Source organism: Rhizobium leguminosarum, from assembly GCF_001679785.1.
GTDB classification, from domain to species: Bacteria; Pseudomonadota; Alphaproteobacteria; order Rhizobiales; family Rhizobiaceae; genus Rhizobium; species Rhizobium leguminosarum_R.
In genome coordinates, this window is record NZ_CP016287.1 from 116,223 (window position 1) to 129,941 (window position 13,719).

Consider the following 13,719-nt stretch of genomic DNA (forward strand, 5'->3'; position numbering starts at 1 on the left):
GGTTCAAGCCGGCACCTCCCGCCCGCAGCGCGCAGAGCCCTGTTTTGCTGTATCGAGGATATCAATGGCCTGGCGGCTAACCGGCTACAAGAGCCCCTTGGCCTTGAAGTCGGCGGCGAAGGTGGCAAGCGGCATAACGAGGGTGAGCGGTTTCCCTTGCAGCGGTTCGGCGCCATAGCTGGCATACCAATGGGCGGCGCGTTCGCTCTTGGCATCGATGATGAGCAGGATCCCGCCGCCCTCGCTGGCGAGCCGCAGGCAACGGAGCGCTGCAGCAGCGATGAGCTGGCCGCCTAAACCCTTTCCCGCCACCTTTATGTCGGTTGCCAAGCGCGCAAGCTTGAAGCCTGCGACTTCATGGCGTGCGAGGCCTCTCGTCAGCTTTGGAGGCACGGCCTCATGCGTAACAGCCGAAGGCGCGACTGTGTAGAATCCGAGGATGCGATCAGGTTGGGCTTTGTCGATAGCGCAGAAGGTCTTCGCCGCATTCTGCTCATGGCTCTGCCGAGCGAAGCGCCGAATGAACTCGTTCATTGCCGCATCACCGCAATCGAATGAGGCCCGATCGTGCGACTTAGCGATCGGCTCTTCATGCCAGACGGGGAGGGTCACAGGGCATCCGGTAGAGCAGAGATCGCAGCGCGTAGTTTCGCGTTCGGTTTGGGCGGGTGTTCAAGCAGGTCGAGGATGCGGATGAAATCGCGGCTCGACACGGTCTCAACTTCAGCAGCCTGGATGACGGCTTCGGCTTCAGGTACTATCTTATCGAGAATGAAATCGGCCATATCCTTGTTCGAGAGGGCAGCCGCGCGCGCGATCATTGCCTTCTGCTTTGGCGGGATACGCAGCTGGTAGCGTTCGGTTTTGTTGTCCGCGGTTCTCGGCATAATTATCTCCTTAATCGCAATGTAGCGTACACATAGTATGTGTACAAGAAGTTTCCTGAGATGATCGCAGCATTCATGGAATGTTCAGCGAACACTACTTCGAGAGCCTTCGGCGGGCTTGCGACCTCCTGACCCATTGCCCGTCCATTATCCTTCAAGCGTCCAGTTCGGCTGCTCGGCGTGACGCTTTCATCGCTCAATACGATGAAATCGTCGATGTTCAGCCACAGTTGCTTGATCTTGGATTGTGACGGGTGCTAGCGACGTCATTGAGCGCAGGTGGCTGATATGGACGTGCCCGAGCGCTCCCTGAGGATGAAGCTCGCTGGAACACGACGGGCATTCGGAGCCAGCGCTCGGTCGAAAAATACGCCTTAGTCCTCACCTGCGAACTTGATGTCGCCTTAAGACCAAGAACAAAATTAAAGATATTTGCGCCGCCGGCTTCGCGCGTGAAGCTGAGATAGGAGCCGAATCGGTCGTATTCAACGTTTTGAAGGTTTTGGATCGAGGCAAGAGTATCCTCGAAATCACGCCAGCACGCCTGCTTCACAATGATCTCGAAAATGCGCAGGACGGCTGGGGCGAGACGCCCCTGAGCGTCGGTCGTCGGCCCAATGATCTTGGCGCGGATCTCAAGAATATCGCCCAATTCATCTCCACGAACCTTAAGGAAGGTCGAGCTGAGTGGACGCACCTCGTCCCGTTCGTAGATGCGCTGAAAATAACATTCATAGCTGCGATTGCGCATCGATGCGGCTTTCCATTCGCTCATCTCGATGCCGGCTTCTCGAAGAGCACCGCAAAAGTTCGACCCCGAGACGCGCCACATCCGCAGAAATTGACTTGCCAACTCCAGCTTCGGGATCTCGATCAGCTGCAGCGACATCGACGTCGGCGGGAGTGGAGAAGGAGCCGCCGGATCAGGGCGGGCTGCTGTGCGAGATGATCGGGGAGCCTTATTGAGCGCTCGATTTTCGAAGGGTCCGACCGGATCTTCGAGATGATTTAATTCACGGTAAAAAACGACGATGCCTGCAAGGAGCGAAATTGATATCAAAAGCCCTGGCCAAAGCAGGGACCAGCGGTTCCTCGGCATTGGGAAATTCCGGCGCCAAGGTGGACTTTCGCGAGGAGGATCGACTGCTGATGGCACTTTATCCACGGCGCGACCTCACAAGCAAAATAGGAGCGGCTGCGAGTTCGAACTCAATCAACCTCGATCCTATTTGCAACCAACTGTCGGTCGGCGCTCGGACCAATCAGCGCCCTGCTGGCAACTCCTTCTGAGGTGAGCAACGGATGCGAAACGGTACAGTCTGTCCGACTCACCTCACTGCAAGTGTGAAGTCGCGTGCGTGGAGCGTCAAGCAGCAACCCCAGTGGATGGCGCTCGTCCTCTAGTATTCCCGTGGCGGCTTTGCAATGTCGGGAGCATCGGCGGGCGTTTCAAAGAACGAACGCAATCTGCGAGCAGACGGCAGCCCTAGACAATACTTTGAAGCAATGGTGTCACGCCGTCATATGACGCGCTTGACGCCAGGCCTCATAACGTTCGAGGGTCTCCTTGTTGGGCGGGTATACCCCCAAGGTCGATTTCCCTGACTCGATTTCCAGCTTGAGAAACTCTTCCTGCTCCTCCATCGCAACAGCTTCTTCGGCAATGTCATCGACATATTCCCGCGGAATAACGATCACCGCTTCGCTGTCGCCGAAGATGATGTCATCGGGATAAACGGCGACGCCGCCGCAGGCGATTGGCTGGTTCATGTCTGACGCATGGTGGGCAACCAGGTTCGCCGGCGCTGCCGGTCCCATGCAGTAGGTCGGGAGCCCCAGCTGCGCGACGTCGGCTGTATCGCGGACGCCGCCGTCGAGCACGAGGCCGGCGGCGCCACGATAGACGAGGCGGCGGGCGAGCATGGCGCCGATGCCGGCGACTTCCGCCAAGGAGCGGCAATCGAAGACGAGAACATGGCCCTCGGAGATCGTATCGATGGCCTTGCGCTGCTGATTGGATGGATCAGAACTATACGTCGAACCGTCGATATCTTCCCGTGCGGGAATGTAGCGTACGGTGACGGCTGGGCCGATCATCGGCCTGCCGGCGCTCGCCAGCGGCCGCACGCCACGAACCGCGGTGTTCTTCAGGCCACGCTTCAGCAGCAGAGTGCTAAGACTTGCAGAATTCGTCCGCAAAAGCTTTTCGTAAACCGATGGGTCCAAAGCCGTCATGAGATCCTCCATTGTCCGCAGGAAGCTCTAGCATAACGAGAAGATAGTTCAATACTGAATTTGATGTTTGCTATTTGGATCATGGCTGCTTGCCATTGATCACCTTTGTCAAGATGGCGGCACCGTCCACAACCTCGCGCTTGATTGCCCGTGCCCTGTCCGGCGTCGCTTCACCAATGAATGGGACGCTGATCGTCGCGACAAGCCGACCTTCGGAATCGAAGACGGGCGCGGCAAAAGCCCGGAGGCCAAGGTTGGATTCCTGATTGTCCTCGGCGCATCCGTTGCGCCGAATTTCAACGAGTGCTTCCTTCAGCGCCTCCGGATCGGTAATCGTATATGGCGTCTTCGACTCCAGCCCGCCGCTGCAGTAAGCCTCGATGTCACCGTAGTCCGAATAGGCAAGGGCGAGCTTGCCGGCGGCGCCGACATGTTTACGCGAGCGACTGCCGACCTTAATGAAAAGCGAATAATCGCCCGGGCTGGCGGCCGCAAATATCGTTATCATCTCGTTGCCTTCCGGGGCAGCCAACCTGAAGGACTCGAAAATGCGGTCGGCCGCAGCCGTTAGGATCGGCCTTGCCGCTTCGATCACCGTTGCCCTGTCGGCGCCGGGCGAGATGCGCCGCGCAAGCTCGATGAATTTTGGCCCCAACTCATAGGAAGCCCCACCATTCACCCGTGCCACGAGGCCGTGCGCGGCCAATGAATTGAGGATCCGATAGACGGTCGAACGCGGAGCTCCCAGCTGATCCACCAGCGCGGCCAGGGAAATTCCCGTCTTCGCATCGGCAACGGCCTCAAGCAGGTGGGCGGTCTTTTCAACGACGGGTGATCCGTGTTTTGGTTCAATCATGAACTTTGAAATCCATATAAGAATTATAATATTGACTTCGCTGGGCGGAGCGAGCATGTTCAGTGGTGCGGATGTCACATTTGACACTACGCGCTTGGCGGAGGAAGTAAAGCCATTTGGATACCCGCTGCGGCGGTGCGCAACCGGATGGTTTTCACAAGACGGCACTGCGATGGACGGGATGCCGCTCGTTTGGATCTGGAGGAGGGATTTCATGAAGAAGATGAAGGGAATTGGTGCGCTGAGCATTGGCCTAGCATTTCTGCTGGCTCCGGGCAGCGCAATTCACGCCGACGCTGCCTCGGATAAGCTGACGGTGGTGGTGACCGATGAACCGAAGTCGCTCGATCCTTGTGACACCGACCTTTCGGGCAATTCTCGCATTCTGCACAACAACATCACGGAAGCGCTGGTCAATCTGAGCCCGGCCGACGGATCGGTCGTCCCGAGCCTAGCCACCGGCTGGCGGCAATTGGACCAACTGACCTGGGAATTCAAGCTCCGCGACGACGTCACCTTCCATGACGGCAAGGCGTTCGATGCCAGTGCCGTCGTTGCCGCTCTCAAGCGGGCGCAGGATCCGGCACTGGCCTGCGAAGTCGGACTTGCGACGTTGAAGGGCGTCAAGTTCAATGCAGAAGCGGTGAACCCGACGACCCTCCTCATCAAAACGGATATCGTCGAGCCGATCCTGCCGAACAAGATGTCCGCCGTGGACATCGGTTCGCCGGCGACCCCGAACGACGGCAAGTCGCGCTCCCCGGCCGGAACCGGACCTTACAAGCTTGCAGCGTGGACGCCTGGGCAATCAGTCGACCTCGTGGCCTATGACGGCTATTGGGGCGACAAGCCGGCGATCAAGAACGCGACCATCATCTGGCGCGCCGAATCCGCTGTTCGCGCGGCGATGGTCGCCACCGGGGAGGCGCAGATCGCATATGAAATAGCGCCCCAGGACGGCACCACGGAACAGGATCATGCCTTCCCGAACGCCGAAACCTCGCTGCTGAGGATCGACGCAGAAATTCCGCCGCTCAACGACAAACGCGTGCGCGAAGCCCTTAATCTTGCGATCGACCGGGACGGCCTTGTCGGCACCATCTTCCACCAGGATGCCCAAAAGGCGATGCAGGCTGTGCCGCCGTCAGTCTTCGGCTTCAATCCCGACATCCCCATCTGGACGTACGATCCGGAAAAAGCGAAATCCCTGCTCGCCGCGGCGAAAGCCGATGGCGTGCCGGTCGACAAGGAAATCGTCATCTACGGCCGCATCGGCATCTATCCCAATTCGTCCGAAAGCCTGGAAGCCATTCAGGCGATGCTCGCGGATACCGGCTTCAATGCCCGGCTCGAAATGCTTGAAACAAGCCCGTGGCTGAAGAAGCTGCTGAAGCCTTGGGACAAGGAACGTCAGCCGTCGATCCTGCAGACGCAGATCGACAACACCGAAGGCGACGCCGTATTTACGCTGCCGAACCGTTTTACCACCGACGGCAACCAGTCGACCATCGCCGATACCAGGCTCGACACGTTGATTGCCGGCGCGTCGAAGGCAACCGGCGACGAACGCAAGAAACTGTTCGAGGAGGCGTTCAGCTACATCGCCGTCGATGCGGTCAATATCGTCCCGCTGTTCCACATGGTCACGATTGCCCGCGTCGCCGAGACCGTCACCTACACGCCCGATGTGCAGGCCGGCAACGAGATCAAGCTTAAATCGATCAGCTACCGCTGACCGCCAGACTGGTCGCCGAACGTCCCTTGAGGAGAGCGGATGTCCTTCACCTACTTCCTGAAACGTGCGGCCTTTGCGGCACTCGCGCTTGCCGCACTGATGACATCTGCCTTCTTCCTGGTGCGATTGACGGGCGATCCCGTCAACCTCTACCTGCCCGTCGATGCCTCGGATGCCGCGCGCGAAGCCATGCGTGTCCGTCTCGGCCTCGATCGCTCCCTCCCGTGGCAATTCCTCGATTGGGCCGGGGACATGCTGAGCCTCGATTTCGGCACGTCGCTTTGGCACAACCGCCCGGCCATGGACGTTGTCCTGGAGGCGTTGCCGAATACGCTGGCGCTCGGTGCCATCGCCTTGACCCTGGCCTTCATCGCTGCCGTCGTCATTGGATCGATTGCCGCTGTGAATGCCGGCGGCTGGATCGACCGGGCTGTCAACGTGCTGTCGCAGGCAGCGGCCAGCGTGCCGGATTTCTGGCTCGGGCTGATGGGCGTCCTGCTGTTTGCCGTCACCTTGCGCATTCTGCCGACATCGGGTTTCGGCGGTCCGATCTATTGGATCCTGCCGGTCGCCTGTCTTTTTGCCAGACCGTTCGGGACGCTGGTGCAGATCGTCCGCGGCTCGATGATCGAAGCACTGAATGCGACATTTGTCCGGACTGCGCGGGCCAAAGGCGCGCGCGGCGGCCGGGTTACCTTCGTGCATGCGCTGCGCAATGCCCTGCTGCCCGCGGTGACCGTCACCGGTGACCTCGCCGCCCAGTTCGCCGGTGGCGGTGGCGTCGTCGAGGTTGTTTTCGGGTTTCCCGGCATCGGCAAGCTGCTGATCGATGGCATCCTGAAGCGCGACTTCGCGATCGTCCAGGCATCGATCTTCGCGGTCGCCGTCGTCATCTTCTGCATCAATATCCTGGTCGACATGCTCTATGCATCGATCGATCCGCGCGTGAGGGTCGAATGACCAGCACGTCCGCCGACTTCCTCCCTGCCCGCGAGCGCCGAAGCCGCCGCATCTTGTGGTTCATGCGGGCGCTCGCGGGTGACCCGATGGCCGTCGCTGCGACAATCTGGCTGCTGATCGTCGTCCTTGCCATTCTTGCGGATGCATCGTCGCTGCTCGGCGAAAACCGTATTTCGCTGAAGGCGCGCAACCTGCCGCCCTTCGACTTTGGCCAGTCCTGGACGTTGTGGCTGGGCGCCGACGCCCTCGGGCGCCCGCTCCTCGTTCGCCTCATCCAGGCGGCATCGACGACGATCGGCATAGCGCTTGTGACTGTTCTGACGAGCCTGATCGGCGGAACGCTGCTCGGCGTGATCGCCGGTTACTTCGGTGGCATCATCGGCAACCTTGTCATGCGGATCTGCGACATCATCCTGGGTTTCCCGACGCTGCTGGTGGCGCTCTTCGGGCTCTACCTGTTCGGCCCGAGCGTCGGCAACCTCATCATCGTGCTCGCCGTTACCCGCATGCCTGCCTATATCCGCGTCGCAAGAGCCGAAACTCTGGAAGTCCGGGAGAGGCTTTTCGTTGATGCGGCGCGCGTCTTCGGCGGCGGGCCTGTCTGGATATTGCGCAATCACATTCTCCCGAGCGTCGCTCCCACGATGCTGACGCTCGCCTCGGTCAATCTCGCCATGGTGATGCTGTTCGAATCCGGGCTGAGCTATCTCGGTCTCGGCATCCAGCCGCCTGCCGTGAGCTGGGGTCTGATGGTGGCGCAGGGCCAGGGATATCTGTCATCCGCCTGGTGGCTCGGCTTTTTCCCCGGTCTGGCTGTGATGCTCACGACCATGTCCTTCAATCTCCTCGCCAACTGGTTCCGGATCGTCAATGACCCGTCGCAGCACTGGCGTCTTGTCAGCCGGAGGCGCTGATGGCTCTTCTCGAAGTCAAGGACTTGCAGGTCAGTTTCGATACGGCAGCCGGCCGCATCCTGGCGCTCAACGGCGTTTCTTTCTCGCTCGAGCGTGGGGAGGTCCTGGCGCTTCTCGGCGAAAGCGGCTCAGGGAAGTCGGTGACCGCATCGGCCATCATGGATCTCGTTCCCAACCCGCCGGGCGAAATCAATCAAGGATCGATCCGTTTCGACGGTGTCGAGCTGTTGCAGCTCTCGCGGAACGAGCGGCGCGATCTTTGCGGCGATCGGATCGCCCTGATTTTTCAGGATGCGCTCGCAGCGCTCAACCCGGTCTATTCCGTGGGCTGGCAGATTGCCGAAATGTTCCGTATCCACGGCCGCACTCCGGAAGGTGGCGTCGAAAAGGCCGTGATCGACCTTCTGACGGCCATCGGCATTCCTGACCCTGAAAGCCGTGCCAGGCAATATCCTCATGAGTTTTCGGGCGGTATGCGCCAACGCATCATGATCGCCATGGCAGTGGCGTTGGAACCGGATGTCATCATTGCAGACGAGCCGACGACAGCGCTCGACGTCACGATCCAGGCGCAGGTGGTCGATCTTCTGGAGACGATCCGCAAACGCAGCGATGCCGGCATGATCTTCATCACCCATGATCTCGGCGTCGTCGCCGAACTCGCCGATCGGGTCGCCGTCATGTATGCCGGCCGCGTCGTCGAGACCGCAGGCGTCTTCGAACTGTTCGAAGATGCCCGCCATCCCTACAGCGTCGGATTGCTTGCCTCGCAGCCGCGCATGGACACGGATGAAGACGAATTGGTGCCGATCCCCGGCTCCGCCCCCAATCCTGTCGCCCTGCCCTCCGGCTGCGCCTTCAGAACCCGCTGTCCACGCGCCGAAGGGCTCTGTGCCGAGGTCGTCCCCCATCTCGAAATCGTAGGGCCGGGCCGCCAGGCCGCCTGCCACTTCCCGGTATCACCAGTATGATCGAACCTCTGCTCAAGGTCCAAAACCTTTCCCGGCACTTCGGCAGCGCCTCGGCGCCGGTGCGTGCCGTTGACGATGTGAGCTTCGAGATTGCCAAGGGAGAGACGCTCGGCCTCGTCGGCGAAAGCGGTTGCGGCAAAACCTCGCTGGTTCGGACGCTCTTGAAGCTTGGGCCGGCGACAAGCGGCAGCGCTTTGCTCGACGGCGTGGACATTACGACAGCCAGCGGCCGGCGGCTGCATGAATTGCGCCGCAAGATGCAGGTCGTTTTCCAGGATCCTTACCAGTCGCTCAATCCCCGCATGCGAGTCGACCGGCTGATTTCCGAACCCTGGGCGTTGCACCCGGGGGTCGTGCCCAAGAGCAGCTGGCGGGAGGAGACGGTCAAGCTGCTCGAATCCGTCGGGCTGCGCGCCGAACATGCGGACCGTTATCCCTCGGAATTTTCAGGCGGCCAGCGGCAGCGCCTTGGCATTGCCCGCGCTCTCGCGCTTAATCCGACACTACTTGTCTGCGACGAGCCTGTCTCGGCCCTCGACGTCTCGGTCCAGGCGCAAGTGATCAACCTGCTCGCCGGACTGAGGCGCGAGCGCAATCTGGCGATGCTGTTCGTCGCGCATGATCTCGCCGTCGTGCGGCATGTCTCCGACCGTGTCATGGTCATGTATCTCGGCAAGATCATCGAAACGGGGCCGAAGCAATCGATCTTCAGCGCAGCGGCTCATCCCTACACGCAGGCGCTGATGTCGGCGGTCCCGACACCGGATCCGAGGCGTCGCGCGCAGCGCAAGCGCATCGTCCTGCAGGGCGATCTGCCGAGTCCCGCAAATCCGCCTAGCGGATGCCGTTTTCGAACGCGTTGCTGGAAAGCAACGTCGATCTGCGCAGAACAGGAGCCTACGCTGACCACGCGAACGGCGGCCCCTGGTCTTCTGACCGCCTGTCATCACGCCGATCCGGAAATCGCCACCGAGATCCCTCGTCTTGAAAGGACCTGAACCCAGGCCCATTATGCCAAGGTGATCGCAAAGCTGCGCATACTGTCACGCCGGTCAGCTATGACTATTTTCCGTTCGTGTTTCCCGTTTGTTTTATGGCTGCCTTGAGCACGCCTTCCTGCAGATCCGCCTGGTCTGCAAGAATGGCGGCGGCCTCGTTCAGCAAGACGTCTTTTGCATTCTTGCGGGCATTCTCGATGGCAATATCAGCGCTCAGGCTGCGCTCGCCTGCCTCCAGGCCGTCATCTCCAAGATCCTCGCCATCCCCTGCTTTCGCTCGATCTTTGAACCGTTTCTCGCGCGCCGTCGCTTCTTTGCGACGTTCGGCTTCATTGAGGGAAACAATTCCTTTTTCCCGCTGCGCCTTGAGGTCGGCAATGTCTTTTATCAGGCGTTGGAAGTCCGGATCGCTCTCAATCCGCGCATCATGGCGGCTTTGCAATGTCGGCAGCAACGTCGTGACAGTGTCGGCGGCCGTGTACTTCGCAGGTTTGATCTGCGCCCACGGCAGGGCATTGTCATAACTGGTCTCGCCGAAGCTCGTCGGATCGGAAAGTCCTGGCAAGGCGATATCGGGCGTTACGCCGTGCAGCTGCGTCGTACCGCCGTTGACCCGGAAAAACTGGGCAATCGTCACCTTCAGCTCCCCTAACTCGGGTTTGCTGTTGCGGACGATCCGGTCAAGATCGACGACGGTCTGAACGGTGCCCTTCCCGAAACTGGGTTCGCCGACGATCACGCCTCGGCCGTAATCCTGGATTGCCGCGGCAAAAATCTCCGAAGCCGACGCCGACCCGCGATTGATCAGGACACCCACCGGGCCTGTCCAGACAGGCGCTGCAAGCTCCGAGCTCCTCACTTCGACCTTGCCATCGCTGCCGCGTTGCTGAACGACCGGGCCATTGCCGATGAACAGGCCAGTCAAATCGATCGCCTCGTCCAACGAGCCGCCACCGTTGTTGCGCAGGTCGATGAGAACGCTGTCGACCTTTTCTTGGCTCAGCTCGCCGAGAAGCTTGGCGACATCGCGGCTTGCGCTTTTGTAATCCTCGTCTCCTTTGCGCTTGGCTTCAAAATCCTCATAGAATACCGGCAGAGTGATGATCCCGATTTTACGCGTGGCGTCGCCCGCTTTTACGGACAGCACAGTCTTCCTGGCGGCCTGCTTGTCGAGACTGATCTTATCGCGCACCAGGCTGATGACGCGATGCGTGCCATCTGCTCCGGCATCTGCCGGCAGGATGTCCAAACGCACGACGGAGCCTTTTTTCCCGCGTATCATCTGCACGACTTCATCAAGGCGCGTGCCCACCACGTCCTTGATCGCGCCGTCCTTGCCTTGACCAACGCCGGTGATGCGGTCTCCGACCGAGAGGTTGCCGGACAGCTGTGCCGGTCCGCCAGGCACGAGCTCGCGGATCGTCGTGTAGTCATCGCGCTCCTGCAGGACCGCACCGATACCAAACAGCGAAAGCTTCATCGAGACATTGAAGTCGGCTGAAGCGGCCGTACCGAAATAGTCCGTGTGCGGATCGATCGACGTTGCGTAGGCGTCCATGAACGATTGGAAAACGTCGTCGCTTTTGAACTTGTAAGCGCGCTCGAGTGTGTTTTCATAACGCTTGTCGAGTGTTTCGCGAATGGCCGCGTCATTTTGGCCGCCCAGTTTCAACCGCAACCAGTCGCTCTTGACGCGCTTGCGCCAAAGCTCATTGCTCTCGGCCTCCGACTGCGGCCACGGCGCTTTATCGCGCAGCACCGAATAATCTTCCTGCGCGCTGAAATCGAAGTCCTGCTTAAGCAGGTTGCGCGCATAGTTCATGCGGTCGACAACGCGCTGCTGATACGCTTTGAAGATCGCAAACGGGATCTTCAAGTCTCTCCGTTCGATCGCATCGTCTATTTCGCTGCGGTCGGACATGAACCCGTCGATGTCGGCTTGCAGGAAGAGCATGCGGTCCGAATCAAGTGACTTGATGAACCCATCCATGATCCTGGCCGACAAGGCATCGTCGAGTGGAACGGGCTTGTAGCTATACCGCGAAAGAAACTGTGCGCTCAACTCGGCGGCTTGCGCCTGTCGCTTTAGAGGCGCCAGAGCCGGCGGTGATGCAACTTCAGCATATGCGGACTGTGCAATTGCAAGAAATGCACCAAGGAAAAAGTAGGCTATGCGCATTCAGCGTTGTCCAATTCTTAATGCCGAGTGTCGATGTGCGATCTATGTGACGCAATCATGGTTTTTTGGCAACCAAATGGCAAACGACATGGTTTGCAAAGCTGCGGACATATCCGGCGCCTGGTTGGGGTCTCCGCAGCCGGCGCTCAATCCGCCTGCACGTCTTGCCAGGAATCGAATGTCGCAGCCTGACCGCGACGGCACCCGCTGCGGTCGACAAGATCCCAAACGATGGCTTTTTCGATATAGAAACGCCGCCCTGACTTGGCGATGCGAAGTCCGCGGTAGTCGGCGATAAAGCCATTCGCCGCCACGGCATTCAACAGCCTCTCACGTTCGGCGCGATCGGGCGCCTCTGCCGAAAGACGCGATGGCAAAGTGACGAACTCGTCCCATGAATATTCAAAGCAAGACTGGGCCGCGCGGTTGGCGTAGATGAAGCGCGGATCGGCGTCGGTGTTGTGGGCAAGGACAACTGCCGGCGACTGGTCGTAGAGCCATTCAGCACCCTCGCCTTCCGGCGTCAGGCTGCGTCCCACGCTTCGTTCGAAGCTTTCCGCCATCAATGCGTAAAATTCGAGATCGTAGGACAAGTCGAGTCCGGAGTCGCTATAGTTGGCAATCATGCTGCGCATCCTGGATAGCGGCGAGAAATGTCGAAAATGATGTTCTCGCTTGAAAGGCTAGCTCCAAATGCGACACGGTCAAGCTGGGCGAACGGGACTTCAGGCGTGATCCTGGAGGTAGCGTTCCGCGAGCCTTGCCCACATGGCTGCGCCAACCGTCAGGCTGGCATCGGCGAAGTCATATTTGGGGCTATGCAGGATGGCGGAATTCATGCCGTTGCCGAGACGCAGGAAGCTGCCCGGCTTGTGCTCGAGAAAGTGCGAGAAATCCTCGCTGCCGGGAATGAGCGGGCAGGTCGCGACCTTGTCTTCGCCGACAAGTTCTGCCGCGACGATCCGGGCAAAATCCGTCTCATGAGGCGAATTGACGACGACAGGATTGCCGCGATCGTAGTCGATCTCGATGGAAGCATCGTGACCTTCGGCCACCGAGCGGGCGAGCTTGGTGATGCGTTCCTGCAGCAGGTCGCGAATGCCAGGCTCGAAGGAGCGCACGCTCAATGCGAGCTTGGCATATTCCGGAATGACGTTGACTGCATCGCCGGCATGGATCGTGCCGACGGTGATGACCGCCGTCTGGGTCGGATCGAGGTTGCGCGAGATGATGGTCTGCAGCGAGACGACGAGGCTGCACGCCACGACCACGGGATCGACGGTCAGGTGCGGCCGCGACGCATGGCCGCCTTTGCCCTTGATGGTAATTTCGACGGTGTCAGACGCCGCCATCATCGGGCCGGATCGTAGCAGGATGGTGCCTTCGGGAGCGCCGGGGTGGTTATGGAGGCCAAAGATGGCGTCGAACGGAAACCGCTCGAACAGGCCGTCGGCGATCATCGCCTGGGCGCCGCTATTCTTGCTCGCCTCTTCCGCAGGCTGGAAGATCAGCGTCACCGTGCCGTTGAAGCGGCGGGTGCGGGCGAGATATTCGGCGGCACCAAGCAGCACGGTCGTGTGGCCGTCATGGCCGCAGGCATGCATCTTGCCGGGGGTGCCGCTGGCATAGGCAAGTCCGGTTTCCTCGACGATCGGCAGCGCATCCATATCGGCGCGGATGGCGATGCCCTTGCTGCCCTTGCCTGCGCTAAGGCGGGCGACAACGCCGTGACCGCCGACATTGCGGGTCACGTCATAACCCCAGCCTTCCAGCTTTTCCGCGACATACCGCGCTGTTTCCGCTTCTTCGAAGGAGAGTTCCGGATGGGCATGCAGGTATTGGCGGGTCGCTTTCAGCTCCGCCTCCATGGCTTCGAAATCGGAAACGCGGGCATAGGCATTGTCGAGCGTGGGCATGAAAACATCCAGTCTTGATCGAAAAGGGCGATTGCTCCGGCCCGAGGGTTGAAGCAGAAGCTGACACC

General features: G+C 60.0%; 13 protein-coding genes. 5 read left to right on the forward strand and 8 right to left on the reverse strand.

The genetic code is table 11. The features are described from left to right. Window positions 1-84: 84 nt before the first annotated feature. The 5 genes from BA011_RS24975 to BA011_RS24995 all read right to left on the reverse strand — a co-directional run bounded on the left by BA011_RS24975 (window position 85) and on the right by BA011_RS24995 (window position 3,978). Complete coding sequence (locus BA011_RS24975; RefSeq protein WP_065282742.1) at window positions 85-612, reverse strand: GNAT family N-acetyltransferase; 528 nt, start codon at window positions 610-612, stop codon at window positions 85-87. After that, window positions 609-887, reverse strand: a complete 279-nt coding sequence (locus BA011_RS24980; RefSeq protein WP_020046930.1) for a DUF1778 domain-containing protein — start codon at window positions 885-887, stop codon at window positions 609-611. The genes BA011_RS24975 and BA011_RS24980 overlap by 4 nt, the downstream gene beginning before the upstream one ends. A gap of 220 nt (window positions 888-1,107) precedes the next feature. Continuing rightward, window positions 1,108-1,986 carry a DUF6030 family protein gene (locus BA011_RS24985; RefSeq protein ID WP_065282743.1) on the reverse strand — a complete coding sequence of 293 codons (879 nt, stop codon included), beginning with the start codon at window positions 1,984-1,986 and terminating at the stop codon, window positions 1,108-1,110. A 413-nt stretch (window positions 1,987-2,399) separates the two neighbouring features. Then, complete coding sequence (locus BA011_RS24990) at window positions 2,400-3,122, reverse strand: ribonuclease activity regulator RraA (RefSeq protein WP_065282744.1); 723 nt, start codon at window positions 3,120-3,122, stop codon at window positions 2,400-2,402. Window positions 3,123-3,201: 79 nt separating this feature from the next. Further along, window positions 3,202-3,978 carry an IclR family transcriptional regulator gene (locus tag BA011_RS24995; protein WP_065282745.1) on the reverse strand — a complete coding sequence of 259 codons (777 nt, stop codon included), beginning with the start codon at window positions 3,976-3,978 and terminating at the stop codon, window positions 3,202-3,204. A gap of 214 nt (window positions 3,979-4,192) precedes the next feature. Between BA011_RS24995 and BA011_RS25000 the strand changes: the two genes are divergently transcribed. From BA011_RS25000 to BA011_RS25020, 5 genes are read left to right on the forward strand one after another with little or no spacing between them, the layout of a single operon-like run. Continuing rightward, a complete protein-coding gene (locus BA011_RS25000) occupies window positions 4,193-5,713 on the forward strand; it encodes an ABC transporter substrate-binding protein (RefSeq protein ID WP_065282746.1) in 1,521 nt (506 codons plus the stop codon). Between the two features lie 39 nt (window positions 5,714-5,752). Next, a complete protein-coding gene (locus BA011_RS25005; protein ID WP_065282747.1) occupies window positions 5,753-6,673 on the forward strand; it encodes an ABC transporter permease in 921 nt (306 codons plus the stop codon). Next, entirely contained in the window at window positions 6,670-7,587 is a 918-nt protein-coding gene (locus BA011_RS25010; RefSeq protein ID WP_065282748.1) for an ABC transporter permease, read from the forward strand. Before BA011_RS25005 ends, BA011_RS25010 begins: the two co-directional genes overlap by 4 nt. After that, window positions 7,587-8,558 (forward strand): ABC transporter ATP-binding protein, encoded by a 972-nt coding sequence (locus tag BA011_RS25015; RefSeq protein ID WP_065282749.1) that lies wholly within the window; start codon window positions 7,587-7,589, stop codon window positions 8,556-8,558. Before BA011_RS25010 ends, BA011_RS25015 begins: the two co-directional genes overlap by 1 nt. Beyond that, window positions 8,555-9,556 carry an ABC transporter ATP-binding protein gene (locus tag BA011_RS25020; RefSeq protein WP_065282750.1) on the forward strand — a complete coding sequence of 334 codons (1,002 nt, stop codon included), beginning with the start codon at window positions 8,555-8,557 and terminating at the stop codon, window positions 9,554-9,556. Before BA011_RS25015 ends, BA011_RS25020 begins: the two co-directional genes overlap by 4 nt. Before the next feature lie 64 nt (window positions 9,557-9,620). Here the strand turns inward: BA011_RS25020 and BA011_RS25025 are convergent, their stop codons facing one another. From BA011_RS25025 to BA011_RS25035, 3 genes are all read right to left on the reverse strand, one after another. Next, window positions 9,621-11,735: a tail-specific protease gene (locus BA011_RS25025; protein ID WP_065282751.1), complete on the reverse strand. Its 2,115-nt coding sequence runs from the start codon at window positions 11,733-11,735 to the stop codon at window positions 9,621-9,623. A gap of 146 nt (window positions 11,736-11,881) precedes the next feature. After that, window positions 11,882-12,361, reverse strand: a complete 480-nt coding sequence (locus BA011_RS25030) for an MEKHLA domain-containing protein (protein WP_065283504.1) — start codon at window positions 12,359-12,361, stop codon at window positions 11,882-11,884. Window positions 12,362-12,460: 99 nt separating this feature from the next. After that, window positions 12,461-13,651 (reverse strand): M20 aminoacylase family protein, encoded by a 1,191-nt coding sequence (locus tag BA011_RS25035; protein WP_065282752.1) that lies wholly within the window; start codon window positions 13,649-13,651, stop codon window positions 12,461-12,463. Window positions 13,652-13,719 lie beyond the last annotated feature (68 nt).

What these genes read in the sequence shown, in the direction of transcription:
- BA011_RS25005 (WP_065282747.1), top strand. Translation starts at nt 5,753, where the DNA reads ATGTCCTTCACCTACTTCCTGAAACGTGCGGCCTTTGCGGCACTCGCG.
- BA011_RS24985 (WP_065282743.1), bottom strand. Translation starts at nt 1,986, where the DNA reads ATGCCGAGGAACCGCTGGTCCCTGCTTTGGCCAGGGCTTTTGATATCA.
- BA011_RS25020 (WP_065282750.1), top strand. Translation starts at nt 8,555, where the DNA reads ATGATCGAACCTCTGCTCAAGGTCCAAAACCTTTCCCGGCACTTCGGC.
- BA011_RS25010 (WP_065282748.1), top strand. Translation starts at nt 6,670, where the DNA reads ATGACCAGCACGTCCGCCGACTTCCTCCCTGCCCGCGAGCGCCGAAGC.
- BA011_RS25035 (WP_065282752.1), bottom strand. Translation starts at nt 13,651, where the DNA reads ATGCCCACGCTCGACAATGCCTATGCCCGCGTTTCCGATTTCGAAGCC.
- BA011_RS25015 (WP_065282749.1), top strand. Translation starts at nt 7,587, where the DNA reads ATGGCTCTTCTCGAAGTCAAGGACTTGCAGGTCAGTTTCGATACGGCA.
- BA011_RS25030 (WP_065283504.1), bottom strand. Translation starts at nt 12,361, where the DNA reads ATGATTGCCAACTATAGCGACTCCGGACTCGACTTGTCCTACGATCTC.
- BA011_RS24995 (WP_065282745.1), bottom strand. Translation starts at nt 3,978, where the DNA reads ATGATTGAACCAAAACACGGATCACCCGTCGTTGAAAAGACCGCCCAC.
- BA011_RS25000 (WP_065282746.1), top strand. Translation starts at nt 4,193, where the DNA reads ATGAAGAAGATGAAGGGAATTGGTGCGCTGAGCATTGGCCTAGCATTT.
- BA011_RS25025 (WP_065282751.1), bottom strand. Translation starts at nt 11,735, where the DNA reads ATGCGCATAGCCTACTTTTTCCTTGGTGCATTTCTTGCAATTGCACAG.
- BA011_RS24990 (WP_065282744.1), bottom strand. Translation starts at nt 3,122, where the DNA reads ATGACGGCTTTGGACCCATCGGTTTACGAAAAGCTTTTGCGGACGAAT.
- BA011_RS24980 (WP_020046930.1), bottom strand. Translation starts at nt 887, where the DNA reads ATGCCGAGAACCGCGGACAACAAAACCGAACGCTACCAGCTGCGTATC.